Raw genomic sequence first — 15,612 nt, 5'->3', positions numbered from 1 at the left:
CTCGATCCTCCCTGTCGGCGTAGGTGCGTCAGATGACCCCCGGTAGCACCCCAGGTGCTCCGGGGGTCGTCGTCGTCACCGGGGTCGGCCGGTACCTGGGCGCGCACGTGGCGGCCCGGCTGGCCGCCGACCCCCGCATCGAGCGGGTCATCGGCGTGGACGCGCCGGAGCCGGGCGCCGAGTTCACCGATCTCCTGGATCGGGTCGAGCGGATCCGCGTCGATCCGGGGTCGCTCGGCGGGCTCCTCGCCGACCTGGACGTCGACGCGGTGGTCCACCTCGCGTTGGTAAGCGCCCCCGACCAGCAGCACGGCGGCCGGTCGGCCATGAAGGACCAGAACGTCATCGGCACCATGCAACTGCTCGCCGCCTGCCAGCGGGCGCCCCGCCTGCGCAAGTTGGTGGTCAGGTCGTCGACCGCCGCGTACGGGGTGTCGTTCCGCGATCCGGCGGTGTTCACCGAGGAGACCGAACCGCGCGAGGTGCCGCGCGGCGGCTTCGGCCGCGACATCCTCGACGTCGAGGGGTACGTTCGCGGCTTCCGCCGCCGCCGTGCCGACGTGACCGCGACTGTGCTGCGCTTCGCCCCGTTCATCGGTTCGACAGCCGACACGACGTTGACGCGCTACTTCGCGCAGCCGTTCGTGCCGACCGTCTTCGGCCGCGATCCCCGGCTGCAGTTCCTGCACTTCGACGACGCGTTGGAGGTGCTGCACCTGTCGATCGTGGAGGATCACCCGGGCACCTACAACGTCGCCGGTCCGGGGGTGCTGTCGCTGTCCCAGGCGATCCGGCGGGCCGGTCGGGTGGCGGTGCCGGTGCTGGAGCCGGGTCTCTCCGGCGCCGCGGCGCTGGCCCGCACCATGGGCTTCGGCCGCTACGGCCTGGACCAGGTCGATCTCTTCGTGCACGGGCGGGTCGTCGACACCACGCGCCTCGAGCAGGAGTACGGCTTCACACCCCGCTCCACCGCCGCCGCGTTCGACGACTTCATCCGCGCCCACCACGGTGGGGTGGTGCTCAGCCGGGGGCAGTTGGCCGCCGCCGAGCAGCTGGTCCTGGACGGCATCCGACAGGTCCGGGCCGCCGTGCGGGAGCGGACGTCATGAGCGCGAGGCGTACCCCTGCCGTGCGCGTCGCCGAGGTGCCGACGTGACCGGGCCGGCGCAGGGGCGCGAGCCGGCGGGCCTGGGGCCGTTCGACGTACCGCCGGGGCCACCCGTGCCGGACGCGGAACCGGCGCGGCGCAACGGCCACCGACCGGCGAGCCGGCTCGCGCCCGCCGCGACGCCTGACGACGAGGTCGACACCGCGACCGACGAGCCGGCGAGCGCGGGCGGCGCCCCGACCGCCGACGAGGCCCACCCGGCGACCGACGAGCCGGCGAGCGTCCCGCCCACCGGCGGTCCGGCGGTGCCGGATCGGCCCGGGGACCAGTGGGACCGCAGGGTCGCGAACGGGCTGGCGTTCCTGCGTCGGCGGCTGGCCGGTGACTACGAGGTCGACGAGTTCGGGTTCGATCCGGAGTTGACCGACGCGGTCTTCCACCCGCTGCTGCGGCTGCTCTATCGGGACTGGTTCCGCACCGAGGTCAGCGGGGTCGAGCACGTCCCCGTCGACGGGCCGGCGCTTGTGGTCGGCAACCACTCGGGCACCGTGGCCCTGGACGCGTTGATCCTCTCGGCGGCGTTGCACGACAAGCACCCCTCCCACCGCTACCTGCGCCTGCTCGGCGCCGACCTGGTCTTCCGGATGCCCGTGGTGTCGGAGATCGCCCGCAAGACCGGCGGCACGGTGGCCTGCAACCCGGACGCCGAGCGGCTGCTCGGCGGCGGTGACCTGGTCGGTGTGTTCCCCGAGGGTTTCAAGGGCATCGGCAAGCTCTACGCCGACCGGTACAAGCTGCAACGGTTCGGTCGGGGCGGCTTCGTCTCGGCGGCGCTGCGCACCGGCACGCCGATCGTTCCCGTCGCGATCGTCGGCGGCGAGGAGATCTACCCGATGCTCGCCGACATCAAGCCCCTGGCCCGGCTGCTCAAGCTTCCGTACTTCCCGGTCACGCCCACCTTCCCCTGGCTCGGGCCGCTGGGCATGGTGCCGCTGCCCAGCAAGTGGCTGATCGAGTTCTGTCCGCCGATCCCCACCGCGCACCTGACCGACTCGGCGGACGATCCGCTCGTCGTGTTCAACCTCGCCGACCAGGTGCGGGAGACCATCCAGCAGACCGTGCACTCGCTGCTGGAACGGCGACCCGACCCCTTCGGCCCCTGAGTCAGCCGGCGCGACGGCGGCGCTGCAACGCCAGGCCGGCGGTGACCGCGCCGGCGACCAGGCCGGCCGCCGCCGTCGACGGTACGGCGATCTTGACGGCCCGACGCCCGGTGCGGAAGTCCCGTACCTCCCAGCCGTGCTGCCGGGCCTGCCGCAGCAGGGTGCCGTCCGGGTTGACCGCCACCGCACGGCCCACGGCGGAGAGCAGCGGCAGGTCGTTTGCCGAGTCGCTGTAGGCCGCGCACCGGCTCAGGTCCAGCCCCTCCACGGCGGCGAGCTGGGTGACCGCCTCGGCCTTCGCCGGCCCGTGCATGAGGTCACCCACCAACCGCCCGGTGTACGCCCCGGCCCGCACCTCGGCCACCGTGCCGATCGCGCCGGTGAGGCCGAGTCGGGTGGCGATCACCCGGCCGATCTCCACCGGAGCGGCGCTGACCAGCCACACGCGTTGACCGGCGTCCAGGTGACGCTGGGCGAGCTGTCGGGTGCCGGCCCAGATCCGGGGTGCCATCAGCTCGTCGAAGATCTCCTCCGAGAGGCGTTCCACGTCGTCCACCCGCCATCCCTCGACGAAGGCGAGCGCGGCGTCCTTCGCCTGGGACATGTCGCCGGCGTGCTCGCGGGCGAGCAGCCGGAACCGGAGCTGCTGCCAGGCGAAGCGGGCCAGGTCGGCGGTCGTGAAGTAGTTCCGGGCGGCGAGCCCGCGGGCGAACCAGTAGATCGATGCGCCCTGCATCATCGTGTTGTCGACGTCGAAGAACGCCGCGGCGGCCGGGTCCGGTGCGGGTGGTGTCACCGGGGCCAGCTCGGTCTCCGCCCACCCGGCGGTGTGACCGTGGGCGTCGGTGCTGACCGTCACCTTGCGGCTGCGCGCCACGCGACTCCCCTCCTGACCAGGTACGACGGATGCCTCCAGCGAGGGTAGCCGGAGCGCACGGTCGACCGGCCGGACCACAGGGAACTGTGGCCCGGCCGGTCAGGCGTGCGGTATGAGGGGGAGTGCCGGGGCTGGCGGGTCAGCGGTCGCCGGGACAGGTGGTCGGGGTGGGCCCGAGCGCGTCGCTGCCGGTCGGTGCCGGCAGGCCACAGGCGATGGCCGCGCGCACCGAGTCCGAGCGCTCCCGGATGCTGTCCAGCAGGGCCAGCGACCGCCGGGTCCGTTCGCGGTCGGCCCGGCTGGCGCCGTCGAGCAGGTTTGTCACAGCCCGGCGCTGGCTGGCGACGAACGTGTTGACGGTGTCCAGGCTGGTCGGCTCGGCCCGCTGCACGGCGGCGGCGGTGAGCAGGCGGACACCCTGCCGGGTGTCGGCGTCCATGTCGTCGAGGACGGCGCTGTAGCCGATGCGGTCGCCGCGCAGCTCGGCGGCTTCGCCGAGCCTGGTCCGGGCGAAGTCCAGGAACAGTTGGCCGCGGCTGATGTCCGAGCTGGCCAGGGCGAGCTGGGCCCGCTCGGTGGAGCGCTTCATGCCGTACAGCGCGTCGCCGGGAACGGCGTTCTCGCTGGCGGCGGAGATCCCGGAGACGGCGATGGCGCCGGCGGCGATGCCGATCAGGATCGCCCCCCGGGCGCGGGCCCGCCGGGCGGTGACCGCGGGCAGTAGCGAGCCGCGGCTCGTTGCCGCGGCCCGCGGGGCAGCCGGCTCGGCGGTCGACGGTGTGACGCCCATCCCCTCGCGCTCGGCGGTGGCGAGCAGCATCGCTCGCAGGCCGGTGCGGAAGTCGGGGTTCACCTCGGTCGTGGGGGGATCGACGCTGAGTCGCTGGCCTACTGCGACGAGCGGGGCCAGTTGGCTGTCCACTCGGGACCGCACGTGGTGCCGCCGGCCGCCGTTGGCCTCGTCGAGAAGCTGCGCGAAGCGCTCGGCGCGCCGGCGGGAGAAGAGGATGTCGTCCACCGCAGGCACCTCCTCTCGCTGGTCACGGCCGGTCGGCCGCCATAGTTGCCAGCGACCGGGCGGCGGTGTGACACCACGGAGGTGAGGCGCCGCCCGGCGTGCCGGTCGGACCTCGGTGCCCCGGGCCTGCCGGGACAACCACCGGTCGCACCCGGAGAAACGCGGCGGACCGGGCACGGGTTACGGGCCTGGCGGGGCCGAAATCACAGAAAGTGATCGGTGTCACCGGGTGCGACCGGCCCTGAGCTACCCAGACATTGATCGACGCCCGTCGGTCCGGTAGGCGAGAATCACGGTTGGAAGCCGTCGGGCAGGAGCCGGGCAAGCGCGCGAACGGCGCGGTACTGCAGGGCCTTGATGGCACCCTCGTTCTTGCCCATGGAGCGGGCGGTCTCGGCGACCGAGAAGCCCTGGAGGAACCGGAGCACGATGCACTCCTGCTGCTCCGGGTTGAGCTGCTTCACGGCGGTGAGCAGGGCGACGTTGGTGATGTGTTCGACCACCGCGGCTTCCGGGCTGCCCTCCGGGCCCCGGTCCTCGCGGTCGGCGTCGAGCACGTCGCCGGTCGTGACCTCCAGCCGGTACCGGCCGGACTTGAAGTGGTCCGCGACCAGGTTGCGGGCGATGGTCACCAGCCAGGCGCCGAGATCGCGGCCCTGCCAGGTGAAGCTGCCGATCCGCTTGAGGGCACGCAGGAACGTGTCCGAGGTGAGGTCCTCGGCGAGCTGACGGTTGCCGACCCGGAAGTAGACGAACCGGAAGACGGTGTCGACGTACCTGTCGTAGATGAGGCCGAACGCCTCGGACTCGCCGGCCTGCGCCCGCTCCACAAGCGTCCAGACCTCGGTGGCCGGGTCGGACGGGTCCGGGCGGCTGGGGAAGCCGGTCGGGGTGGTCGGGGCTTCGGCCGGGACCACCGGGATCACCGCCGTCTCGCCCGCCGCCGGATCGGTGACGGGCGCCGGAGCGTCGCCGACCCGACGGCCCTGGGAGGGCATGGTCGGTCGGGTCGGCGCGGCGACACGGCCACCCGTCGGCATCGCGTTGCCACCGGGGGCCGCCGGTCTTGGTGGTGGCTCGTTGGTGTGCGGACGGTTGCGGGTCCGCTGGGCGGCGTTGTCACCGCGCGTCGCGGCGTGCGGCTCGCCCAGTGGCGCGCGGGCCGCCTGTCGTTCGTTGATGGGGGAGCGGGGCGTCTGGCCGGTCAGGCCGACCGGGCGTTCCGCGTATCCGAAGGTGGTCACCGCGCGGCCCCCGTCCCGTTGGTCGCCGGCCGGGCCGGTTTACGGGTCGTCGGTGCGGACCGACCGGGCAACCGGTCGGGCAGGACGGTTCCGGGGTGTGCCGACGGGCGGCAGTTCCCCTTGAGGTGCTGGTCCAATGCGCTCACAGGCACGGGGGCCTCCTCGGGCTGAGGGGTGTCGACTCACGGCAAATGGGGTGAGCCGACCCGAGTGATAATAGGGCCAACGTCACCCGCGCGTGGCAAGTCCGTTACACAGGGCGGAAGTATTTCCCGCTGTGTCGCACAGGTGGCGGACCGGTTGTCCGTCGTGTGCGTTTGACTTTGCCGCGAGCCGGTGTTCCAGGATGGATAACCAGGTGGGGGGCGGTTTGGCCGATCGGCTGCGCCGTCCGGGCCGGCGGCCGCGCGGGCCGGCCAGAAGCGTCGGCTGGGCCCGCCACTCGTCCCGTCGACCGGACCGGATCGGAGCACCGACGGCACGGCCAGTGTCCCGTTGACGGGACGCCGGGCGACCCTCGTGGCCGGACCGTCGGGCGTGGCCTGTCGACCGCCGCTGTGCCAGACTCGACCACCGTGCAGGACTTCTCGGCAGACCCCGCGCCGAACCTCGCCGACCGGGTCCGTCGGGCGGCTCTCGACCACGGCGACCGGCCCGCGCTGTACTGGCGGGAGGAGCGCCTCACCTGGTCCGAACTGGACGCCGCCGTGACCGCCGCCGCGTACGGCCTGGCCGTCGCCGTGCCGCCCACCGACAGCTGTGGCACGCCGCCCCGGGTCGCCATCGCGCTGCACAACACCCCCGACTTCGTCATCGGCTGGCTCGGCGCGCTGCGAGCCGGGCTGGTAGCGGTCCCGGTCAACCCCGGCTTCACCGCCCCGGAGCTGCGGCACGTGCTTGCCGACTCCGGCGCGTCGGTGCTCATCGGCACCGAGCGGGTCCGTGGCCTGGTCGCCGAGGTGGCCGCCGACCTGCCCGCGCTCACCGCCGTGCACGGCACGCCGCCGACCGCCGACGCACCCGATCCGCGCCCCCGTCCGCGCCGAGGCGGCGACGACCTCGCCGTACTGCTCTACACGTCCGGCACCGAGGGTCGCCCGAAGGGCGCGATGCTCTCCCACCGTGCGCTGCTGGCCAACCACGACCAGGTCGACGCGATCGAGCCGCCGGTCGTCGGGCCGACGGACACTGTTCTCCTCGCGTTGCCGCTGTTCCACGCGTACGGGCTCAACTCGGTGCTCGGCGCCGTCGTCCACCACGGCGCCACGGGCGTGCTGCTCGACGAGCCGGGGCCCACGGCGGGGCTGGCCGAGGTCGCCCGGCACCGGGTAAGCGTGCTTGTCGGCGTACCGTCGATGTTCCTGGCCTGGGCCGACGCCGACGGGGTCCGCTTCGGTGCGCGTGGCGGTGTGCGGCGCGGCGCCGCTGGACCCCACGGTCGCGGCGCGCTTCAGCGAGGCCACCGGCCATCAGGCGCACGTGGGGTACGGCCTCACCGAGACCGCGCCGGTGCTCACGTCCACCCTGGTCGGTCCGGTGGCCAAGGCCGGTTCGATCGGCCGGCCGCTGCCCGGTGTGGACCTGCGCCTGGTCGGTGCGGCGGGGGAGGACCTGTGGCGCGACGGCCAGGCGGTCCCCGACGACGACCCGGACGAGCTGGACATCTCCGACGTCGCCCCGGGCACCGACCCGGGGCGGATCGTCGTGCGCGGTCCCAACCTCTTCGCCGGCTACTGGCCCGACGGCCGGGGCGGCCCGGACGCCGACGGCTGGTGGGGCACCGGCGACATCGCGTACGCCGACTCCGACGGTGACCTCTTCCTGGTCGACCGGCTGGGGGAGTTGATCCTGGTCAACGGCTTCAACGTCTATCCGCACGAGGTCGAGCTGGTGCTCGCCGGGCACCCCGGGGTGGTCGAGTCGGCGGTACTGGGTGTGCCGCACCCGCGAACCGGCGAGACTGTGCGGGCGTACGTGGTGCCGGTGCAGGGCCGACCGGTGACAAGCGAGGACCTGCTCGCCCACTGCGCACGCCACCTGGCCCGGTTCAAGTGCCCGACCACGGTCGAGTTCGTCGGTGCCCTGCCGCACTCGGCGATCGGCAAGGTACGCAAGACCCAGCTCCGGTCGGCGACGCCGACCGATCGCACGGAGGTAACCGATGGCAAGTGACGCCCGACTCGCCCTGATCACCCGACCCGGCTGCCACCTGTGCGACGACGCCAAGGCGGCGCTCGACCGGGTGGTCGCGGTCACCGGCGACAAGTGGGTCGAGTGGGACGTCACAGGCGACGAGGGGCTGGAACGGGAGTACGGGGACCGCCTCCCGGTGGTGCTGCTCGACGGCAAGGAGCACGGCTACTGGCGGGTGGAGGAGGATCGGCTGCTGCGGGACCTGACCACCCCGCAGCTCTGAGCGGTGCCTATGGTGCTCTGATGACCCCTGCGCACCCCCACCTGGTCTGGGACTGGAACGGCACCCTGCTCAACGACCTCAGCCTGGTGGTGGCCGCCACCAACGCCGCGTTCGCCAGCGTGGGCGGGCCGACTGTCACCCTCGACGAGCACCGGACGCGGTTCCGCCGGCCGATCGCCGACTACTACGCCGAGGTGCTCGGCCAGGCCGTCGACGACGACGCGTTCGGCCGCCTGGACCGGATCTTCCACGACGCGTACCGCGACGGCCTCACCACCTGCGAGCTGGCCGCCGACGCGCGTGTCGCGATGGCCGCCTGGCAGGGCAGCCAGAGTCTGCTCTCCATGTGGTTCCACGAGGAGCTGGTGCCCACCGTGCGCACCTACGGGCTGACCGGCCACTTCACACGCGTGGACGGGCTGCGGGCCACAGTCGGCGGTGACCGCAAGGCCGAGTCGCTCCGGCGGCACCTGGCCGAGCTGGGCGTGGACGGCACCTCGGTGGTGCTGATCGGCGACTCCATCGACGACGCGGACGCGGCACTCGCCGTGGGCGGCCGGGCGGTCCTCTACACCGGCGGGTTCACCGACCCGGCCCGGCTGCGCGCCTCCGGCCACCCGGTCGCCGACACCCTCGCCGACGCGGTGGCCCTGGCCGCCCGGGAGGTCAGTTCCGCAGGTAGGTGAGGACCGCCAGCACCCGCCGGTGCTGCTCGGTGTCCGGCGGGAGCGTGAGCTTGGTGAAGATGTTGCGCACGTGCTTCTCCACCGCGCCGTCGCTGACCACCAGGGCGCGGGCGATGGCCGTGTTCGACCGGCCCTCGGCCATCAGGGCGAGCACCTCCCGCTCGCGCGGGGTCAGCTCGCTCAGCGGGTCGTCGCGGCGGCGGCGGGCGAAGAGCTGGCCGACCACCTCCGGGTCGAGCACCGTGCCGCCGCCGGCCACCCGGCGCAGCGCGTCCAGGAACTCGTCGATCGCGGCCACCCGGTCCTTGAGCAGGTAGCCGATGCCACCGCCGGCGCCGCCGGTGGTCGCCAGCAGGTCATCGGCGTACGAGACCTCGACGTACTGGGAGAGCACCAGGATCGGCGTACGCGGCACCAGCCGGCGTGCCTCCACCGCCGCCCGCAGCCCCTCGTCGGTGTGCGACGGCGGCATCCGGACGTCGACGATCGACACGTCCGGCCGGTGCTGCACCACCGCCTCGACGAGCGCGTCACCGTCCCCGACGGCGGCCACCACCTGGTGCCCGCTCTCGGTCAGCAGCCGTACCAGCCCCTCCCGGAGCAGGACGGCGTCGTCCGCGATCACGATGCGCATGGCTGTGGTGTCTACCACGTCCGGCCCGCCGTCCGGGCTCGGCGCGGCGTCCGGGGGCTCACAGCGGTAGCTCCGCGCGGATCTCGGTGGGCCCTCCGGTCGGGCTCACCACTGCCAGCTCCCCGCCGGCCGCCCGGACCCGGTCGGCGATGCCGGCCAGCCCGTGGCCCTTGGCGAGGTGGGCGCCACCCTGCCCGTCGTCGCCCACCCGCACCTGGAGCTGGGTCTCCTGGCGGGCCACGGCGACCACGGCCTCGGTGGCCCGGCTGTGCTTGGCGATGTTGGTGAGCGCCTCGGCCACCACGAAGTACGCCGTGTTCTCCACCGCCGGGTCGAGCCGTCCGCCAGGCGTGCCGAGCTGCCGGTCCACCTGAAGCTCGATGGGGATCAGCCCGCGGCCGGCGAGCGCGGCCAGGGCGCTGGGCAGACCCCTGTCGACCAGGATCGGTGGGGCGATGCCCCGGGACAGCGCCCGCAGCTCGGCAAGCGTCTCCCGGGTCTGGGTCACCGCCTCGTCGATGGTCCGGCCGGCGGCCTCCGGGTCGGAGGCGAGCTGAATCCGGGCCCGGCTGAGGTCCATCGCGAGCCGGACCAGGCGCTGTTGGGGGCCGTCGTGGATGTCGCGTTCCAGCCGGCGCAGCGCGGACGCCTCGGCGGACACGGCGGCCCGCTTCTGCTCCTCCAGCACGGTGATCCGGTCCCGCATCTCGGCCACCCCGGTCAGCAGGGCCTTGCCGAAGCTGGCCTGGAGCAGCGCACAGCCCCGGGCCACGATCGGCAGCGTGATCAGGAAGAACACCCCGATCGCGGTGGTCACCCCGATCCGGGCCGTGGTGGAATCGCCCAGGCCGAGCAGTTGGGCCAGGTCGCTGTCGTCCTTGCCGTGCGGCAGCGCCCAGTCGTACACCCAGTAGAGGGAGCCGGCGGCCGCGGCGATCCACCAGGCCAGCGTCAGCGCGAAGGTGACAAGCGCCACGATCACCCGCAGGATGCCGTGCGCAAGATCGAGCCAGGACTGGGCGTCGCGCATCGGCAGGAAGATCCGCCGCCAGGCGTTCGCGCCAGCCTCGGGCAGTCGGTAGTGCGGCCGGATCCGGGGTTGTCGCAGCACGGCGGGCAGCCGCAGTCGCTCGATGTCGGCCAGCCCCCGGGCCGCGTACAGGGTGCCGCTGAGGATCGGCAGGCCGATCACGGTGACCACCAGGCCGACACCGGCCACGAGGCCCACGACGAGGACGACGAAGCTGGCCACCGCCAGGGGGAGGCCGACCAGCACGTACCCGGAGTCGACGAAGAGCTGGCGGGGGATGCTCGGTGCCAGCGTCGGATGGTCGCTGGCGGCAACGGCGGTCATAGCCCACAGGCTAGGCATCCGGGCTCGGTGTCCCCATCCCGAAGCCCCGCCTCTCCCCCGTAGTGCTGTCCCTACCGCCGCCCTGACCAGGCCCTGTCGCCGTGGGGAACGGGCCGACGCGGGATTGGTCAGAGAAGTCGGGATTGAGCAATAATCGCCCCGGGCGGCGGGCGTACAGGGCCGCTCAATCGATCTTGTGGAATGGAGGGGCTGGTGGGGTCGCGTCCCGCAGCGACAAGATCGCGATTTGTGCACGTCTTCACAAGCGCCTACTCTGTAGTTCCGACGCGCCCTGCTAGCACAGCCGGCAACCTCGGTCGCCAGCGGGAGTCCATAAGCGGCCTACCAGCGGAGTTGGCCGAGGATCGCACCGCACGGAGTCTCATGAGTCAGCACCGTCAGCCAGGTGCGCCCGGCCGCGCCGGTGCCGTACCGGCGCTCCCGGATCTTCCCGAGGCGACAGTCGCTCGGCTCCCGGAATACCTGCGCGCGCTGCACAACCTCGCCGACGCCGGGCACGAGACGGTCTCCAGCGAGGGCCTCTCGGCCGCCGCGGGGGTCAACTCCGCCAAGCTCCGCAAGGACCTCTCCCACCTCGGCTCGTACGGCACCCGGGGCGTCGGCTACGACGTCGCGTTGCTGATCGAGCAGATCGAGTACGTGCTCGGGCTCACTCAGCGTCGCGCGGTCGCCCTGGTCGGCGTGGGTAATCTCGGTCACGCCCTGGCCGGCTACGACGGCTTCGCCGGCCGGGGCTTCCGGATCGCCGCACTGCTCGACGCCGATCCCTCCCGGGTCGGCGAGGAGATCAACGGCCTGGTTGTCAGGCATATCGACGAGCTGCCGGCGGTCACCACGGAGGAATCCATCGCGATCGGCGTGATCGCCACCCCGGCCGCGGCGGCCCAGCGGGTCGCCGATCAGCTGGTCGCGGTCGGCGTGACGAGCATCCTCAACTTCGCGCCGTGCGTACTCTCTGTTCCGGAGGGGGTCGACGTGCGCAAGGTCGACCTCGCCATCGAGCTGCAGATTCTGTCCTTCCACGAGCACCGCAAGGCGTCGCTGACCGCGCTGCCCGCCACCGGCGGGTCCGCTCTCACCGCTCTGCCCGGCGGGTTCGCGGCCACCGACACCCAGGAGGCGATCGGCACGTGAAACTGCTCGTCGTCGGCGCGTCCTACCGGACCGCCCCGGTCGCCACGCTGGAGCAGCTGGCCGTGCCCCCCGCCGACCTCACCCGCACCCTGGACCGCCTGGTCGCCCAGCCGTACGTGAGCGAGGCGGTGCTCGTCTCCACCTGCAACCGGGTGGAGGTCTACGCCGCCGTGTCCGGTTTTCACGGCGGGCTCGGCGACATCTGCGCCGTCCTGGCCGAGCAGGCCGGCAGCCCGCCGGCGGCGCTCGCCAGCCACCTGTACGTGCACTACGACACCGCCGCCGTGGACCACGTCTTCCGGGTCGCCACCGGCCTGGACTCGATGGTCGTGGGCGAGGCGCAGATCCTCGGCCAGCTGCGTGACGCGTACCACTGGGCCACCGGCGCCGACTCGGCCGGCCGCCTGCTGCACGAGCTGATGCAGCAGGCGCTGCGCGTCGGCAAGCGGGCCCACGCCGAGACCGGCATCGACCGGGCCGGCCAGAGCGTGGTCACCGCCGCGCTGGAGCTGGCCGCCGGGCACCTCGACGGCGACCTCGCCGGCCACCCGGCCCTGGTTATCGGGGCCGGCGCGATGGGGTCGCTCGGGGTGGCCACGCTGTCCCGGCAGGGTGCCGGCCCGCTCACGGTGACCAACCGGGGCGCCGACCGTGCCGTCCGGCTCGCCGAGTCGTACGGGGCGGACGCCGCGCCGATGACCGAGCTGGCCGCCACGCTCTCCACAGTGGACATCGTAGTGGCCGCCACCGCGTCCACCGAACCGGTCCTCACCCGGGCGGTGGTAAGCGCCGCGCTCGCCGAGCGGGGCGCCTCCCGGGGCCCGCTGGTGCTGCTCGACCTGGCCGTCCCCCGCGACGTCGAGGAGGGCGTCGCCGACCTGCAGGGCGTCGAGGTGATCGACATCGACCGGATGGCGGCGCTGCTCGCCGACGGTCCGGCCGCGGCCGACGCCGCCGCCGTCGAGCGGATCGTGCTCGGCGAGGTGGAGGGCTTCCTCACCTGGCTGCGCGGCGCCGACGTGGCGCCCACCGTGGCCGCGCTGCGCGGCCGCGCCGACGACGTCGTCACCGCCGAGCTGCGCCGCCTGGCCCAGCGCCGCCCCGACCTCGGCGACGACCTGCGGGCCGAGGTGGCCCGTACGGTGCACCGCGTGGTGCAGCGACTGCTGCACCAGCCCACCGTCAAGGTCCGCCAGCTCGCGGCCGAGCCCGGTGGCGACCAGTATGCGGCCCTGCTGCGCGAGCTGTTCGACCTTCAGGTGCCGCAGACCTCGCCGGTGGACACCGTCCCCGACGTGTTGAGCCCCGACCTCGGCGCGGCACTGCCCGGCGCCGAGCCGGTGACCGGAGCCGACACCGTCGAGCCGACCCCGCCCACCGGAGGAGTGCGATGACCGCCCCCCTGCGCCTCGGCACCCGGGGCAGCACCCTGGCGATGGCCCAGTCCGGCCAGGTCGCCGAAGCGTTGACCGCCGCCACCGGCCGCCCGGTCGAGCTGGTCGAGGTGGTCACCGCCGGCGACCGCTCCCACGCGCCTGTGCACCGGCTCGGCGTCGGGGTGTTCGTCTCCGCGCTGCGTGACGCGCTCACCGCGCGGACGATCGACTTCGCCGTGCACTCGTACAAGGATCTGCCCACGGCCGGCGCCCCCGGGCTGCACATCGCGGCCGTGCCGGCCCGGCAGGACCCGCGCGACGCGCTGATCGCCCAGGGCGGGCGGACACTCGCCGAGCTGCCGCCCGGCGCCACAGTGGGCACCGGCGCGCTGCGCCGCATCGCCCAGTTGCACGCCCTCGGCCTGCAACTGGAGGTCGCCCCGATCCGCGGCAACATCGACACTCGCCTGGCGCGGGTGCTCGGCCCCGAGGCCGACCTCGACGCCGTCGTGCTGGCCCGGGCCGGGCTGGCCCGGATCGGTCGGACCGACGTGATCACCGAGACGCTCGACCCGATGCTCATGCTGCCCGCGCCCGCCCAGGGCGCGCTGGCCGTGGAGTGCCGGGCCGACGATCAGGACCTGGTCGAGCTGCTCGGGACGCTCGACCACGCACCGTCGCGCTCCACGGTCACCGCGGAGCGCGCGTTGCTGGCAACCCTGGAGGCCGGGTGCACCGCACCCGTCGCCGCCTATGCGGAACTCGCCGAAGGTGACGCCGGCGATGAGATCTACCTGCGCGGGGCGGTGATCAGCCCGGACGGCACTCGTGACCTTCGGCTGTCCCGCACCGGAACGCCCGCCGACGCGGCGGAGATCGGTAAGGCACTCGCCGCCGAACTCCTCGAACTCGGCGCCGACTCGATCCTCGGCCACGAAGGACACACCGGCCCGGGGACCCAGCAATTTGGGAGCACAGAATGACCCGCACCCGTAAGCCCGTCGGCCGTATCGCGTTCGTCGGGGCGGGCCCCGGCGACCCGGGCCTGCTGACCCGCCGGGCGCACGACGCCCTGGTCGACGCCGACCAGGTGATCTACGACCGGGGAGTCCCGGAGTCGTTGCTCTCCGTCGTTCGCGCCGAGGCCAGAGACGACGCCGAGTTCACCCCGGCCGAAGGCGCGCCGGGGGACGTGGCGAAGGTGCTGATCTCCGCTGCCCGATCCGGGCTGAACGCGGTGCACCTGGTTGCCGGCGACCCGTTCGGCCACGACTCGGTGGTCAAGGAGGTGCAGGCGGTGGCCCGCACCGCCGCCCACTTCGAGGTGGTGCCCGGCGTCGGCCAGGCCGAGGGCGTCGCCACCTACGCGGGAGTCCCGCTGCCGGGTGTGCGTACCGCCGCCGACGTCGAGGACGTCGGCACGCTGGACTTCGAGGCGCTGGCCGCGGCCGTCGGCCGGGGTTCGCTCGCGCTCGCGGTGGACGCCGGTGACCTCGCCGCCGTCCGGGACGGCCTGCTGGCCGCCGGGGTCGACGGCACCACAGGTGTCGGGGTGACAGGCGACGGCACCGGCGAGACCCAGTACACGACCACGTCGACCGTGGACAGCTTTGTGGCCGCCGCACTCGGCTTCACCGGCCGGGTGGTGCTCACCGTCGGCGCGGGTGTGGGCCAGCGCGACAAGATGAGCTGGTGGGAGAACCGCCCGCTGTACGGCTGGAAGGTGCTGGTGCCCCGCACCAAGGAGCAGGCCGGCGCGATGAGCGCCCGGCTCCGGGCGTACGGGGCGATCCCGTGCGAGGTACCGACCATCGCCGTCGAGCCTCCGCGCACCCCGGCGCAGATGGAGCGGGCGGTCAAGGGCCTGGTCGACGGCCGGTACGCCTGGGTGATCTTCACCTCGGTGAACGCGGTCCGCGCGGTCTGGGAGAAGTTCGCCGAGCACGGTCTGGACGCCAGGCACTTCGGCGGCGTCAAGATCGCCTGCATTGGCGAGGCGACCGCGGACGCCGTCCGCGCGTTCGGCATTCAGCCGGAGCTGATCCCCGCCGGGGAGCAGTCCTCCGAGGGGCTGCTTGCCGAGTTCTCGCCGCACGACGAGATCCTCGACCCGGTCGGCCGGGTGCTGCTGCCGCGCGCCGACATCGCCACCGAGACGCTCGCCGCCGGGCTCACCGAGCGCGGCTGGGAGGTCGACGACGTGACCGCGTACCGGACGGTGCGGGCCGCGCCGCCGCCCGCCGAGATCCGGGACGCGATCAAGTCGGGCGGGTTCGACGCGGTCCTCTTCACGTCCTCTTCCACAGTGCGGAACCTGGTCGGCATCGCCGGGAAGCCGCACGCACGGACCGTTGTTGCCGTGATTGGGCCCAAGACGGCGGAGACCGCGACTGAGTTCGGCCTTCGGGTCGACGTCCAGCCACCGCACGCCTCGGTGCCCGACCTGGTGGAGGCGCTCGCCGCCTACGCCGTCGAGCTGCGCGAGAAGCTGGCCGCCATGCCGGCCAAGCAGCGCCGTGGCTCGAAGGTGCAGGGGCCGACCGCCCTCCGCTTCCGGTAGTCGTCTTCAGGAGGGCCCTTC

Annotated in this window: 14 protein-coding genes and 1 pseudogene; 10 read left to right on the top strand and 5 right to left on the bottom strand. The window is 73.4% G+C overall.

The annotated features are described in order from the left end of the window. The first annotated feature begins 32 nt into the window (after positions 1–32). Together OOJ91_RS18440 and OOJ91_RS18435 are read left to right on the top strand one after the other, a co-directional pair. Entirely contained in the window at positions 33–1,109 is a 1,077-nt protein-coding gene (locus tag OOJ91_RS18440; protein WP_266246546.1) for an NAD-dependent epimerase/dehydratase family protein, read from the top strand. Between the two features lie 304 nt (positions 1,110–1,413). After that, positions 1,414–2,271 carry a lysophospholipid acyltransferase family protein gene (locus OOJ91_RS18435; protein WP_266249757.1) on the top strand — a complete coding sequence of 286 codons (858 nt, stop codon included), beginning with the start codon at positions 1,414–1,416 and terminating at the stop codon, positions 2,269–2,271. A 1-nt stretch (position 2,272) separates the two neighbouring features. On the opposite strand, the gene OOJ91_RS18430 is transcribed toward OOJ91_RS18435, so the two are convergent. From OOJ91_RS18430 to OOJ91_RS18420, 3 genes are all read right to left on the bottom strand, one after another. Next, positions 2,273–3,148 (bottom strand): HAD family hydrolase, encoded by an 876-nt coding sequence (locus tag OOJ91_RS18430; protein WP_266246545.1) that lies wholly within the window; start codon positions 3,146–3,148, stop codon positions 2,273–2,275. Between the two features lie 139 nt (positions 3,149–3,287). After that, complete coding sequence (locus OOJ91_RS18425) at positions 3,288–4,175, bottom strand: DUF5667 domain-containing protein (RefSeq protein ID WP_266246544.1); 888 nt, start codon at positions 4,173–4,175, stop codon at positions 3,288–3,290. Between the two features lie 281 nt (positions 4,176–4,456). After that, positions 4,457–5,410 (bottom strand): ECF subfamily RNA polymerase sigma factor, BldN family, encoded by a 954-nt coding sequence (locus tag OOJ91_RS18420; RefSeq protein WP_266246543.1) that lies wholly within the window; start codon positions 5,408–5,410, stop codon positions 4,457–4,459. Between the two features lie 311 nt (positions 5,411–5,721). Between OOJ91_RS18420 and OOJ91_RS34410 the strand changes: the two are divergent. From OOJ91_RS34410 to OOJ91_RS18400, 4 genes and pseudogenes are all read left to right on the top strand, one after another. After that, positions 5,722–6,738: pseudogene (locus tag OOJ91_RS34410) on the top strand (AMP-binding protein); the annotation flags it as partial. A gap of 67 nt (positions 6,739–6,805) precedes the next feature. Then, the gene (locus OOJ91_RS34405; RefSeq protein WP_323178515.1) at positions 6,806–7,582 is read left to right on the top strand and encodes an AMP-binding enzyme; all 777 of its coding nucleotides are present in this window, start codon (positions 6,806–6,808) and stop codon (positions 7,580–7,582) included. Then, positions 7,572–7,826, top strand: a complete 255-nt coding sequence (locus OOJ91_RS18405) for a glutaredoxin family protein (RefSeq protein WP_234582371.1) — start codon at positions 7,572–7,574, stop codon at positions 7,824–7,826. The genes OOJ91_RS34405 and OOJ91_RS18405 overlap by 11 nt, the downstream gene beginning before the upstream one ends. 20 nt (positions 7,827–7,846) lie before the next feature. Next, positions 7,847–8,512 carry an HAD family hydrolase gene (locus OOJ91_RS18400; RefSeq protein ID WP_266246542.1) on the top strand — a complete coding sequence of 222 codons (666 nt, stop codon included), beginning with the start codon at positions 7,847–7,849 and terminating at the stop codon, positions 8,510–8,512. Here the strand turns inward: OOJ91_RS18400 and OOJ91_RS18395 are convergent. Then, complete coding sequence (locus OOJ91_RS18395; RefSeq protein ID WP_039906988.1) at positions 8,493–9,146, bottom strand: response regulator transcription factor; 654 nt, start codon at positions 9,144–9,146, stop codon at positions 8,493–8,495. The genes OOJ91_RS18400 and OOJ91_RS18395 overlap by 20 nt on opposite strands. A gap of 58 nt (positions 9,147–9,204) precedes the next feature. Continuing rightward, the gene (locus tag OOJ91_RS18390) at positions 9,205–10,500 is read right to left on the bottom strand and encodes a sensor histidine kinase (protein ID WP_266246540.1); all 1,296 of its coding nucleotides are present in this window, start codon (positions 10,498–10,500) and stop codon (positions 9,205–9,207) included. Between the two features lie 384 nt (positions 10,501–10,884). Between OOJ91_RS18390 and OOJ91_RS18385 the strand changes: the two genes are divergently transcribed. From OOJ91_RS18385 to OOJ91_RS18370, 4 genes are read left to right on the top strand one after another with little or no spacing between them, the layout of a single operon-like run. After that, positions 10,885–11,655: a redox-sensing transcriptional repressor Rex gene (locus OOJ91_RS18385; RefSeq protein ID WP_266246538.1), complete on the top strand. Its 771-nt coding sequence runs from the start codon at positions 10,885–10,887 to the stop codon at positions 11,653–11,655. After that, the gene (locus OOJ91_RS18380) at positions 11,652–13,049 is read left to right on the top strand and encodes a glutamyl-tRNA reductase (protein WP_266246537.1); all 1,398 of its coding nucleotides are present in this window, start codon (positions 11,652–11,654) and stop codon (positions 13,047–13,049) included. The genes OOJ91_RS18385 and OOJ91_RS18380 overlap by 4 nt, the downstream gene beginning before the upstream one ends. Then, the gene (gene hemC / locus OOJ91_RS18375; RefSeq protein ID WP_266246536.1) at positions 13,046–14,014 is read left to right on the top strand and encodes a hydroxymethylbilane synthase; all 969 of its coding nucleotides are present in this window, start codon (positions 13,046–13,048) and stop codon (positions 14,012–14,014) included. Before OOJ91_RS18380 ends, hemC begins: the two co-directional genes overlap by 4 nt. Then, positions 14,011–15,591 (top strand): uroporphyrinogen-III synthase, encoded by a 1,581-nt coding sequence (locus OOJ91_RS18370; RefSeq protein ID WP_266246534.1) that lies wholly within the window; start codon positions 14,011–14,013, stop codon positions 15,589–15,591. Before hemC ends, OOJ91_RS18370 begins: the two co-directional genes overlap by 4 nt. The last annotated feature ends 21 nt before the right edge of the window (positions 15,592–15,612 follow it).

Origin of the sequence: Micromonospora lupini, from assembly GCF_026342015.1 — a bacterium.
GTDB lineage: Bacteria > Actinomycetota > Actinomycetes > Mycobacteriales > Micromonosporaceae > Micromonospora > Micromonospora lupini_B.
Note: the sequence above shows the minus strand (reverse complement) of the source record. Positions and strands in the feature narration are given on the sequence as shown.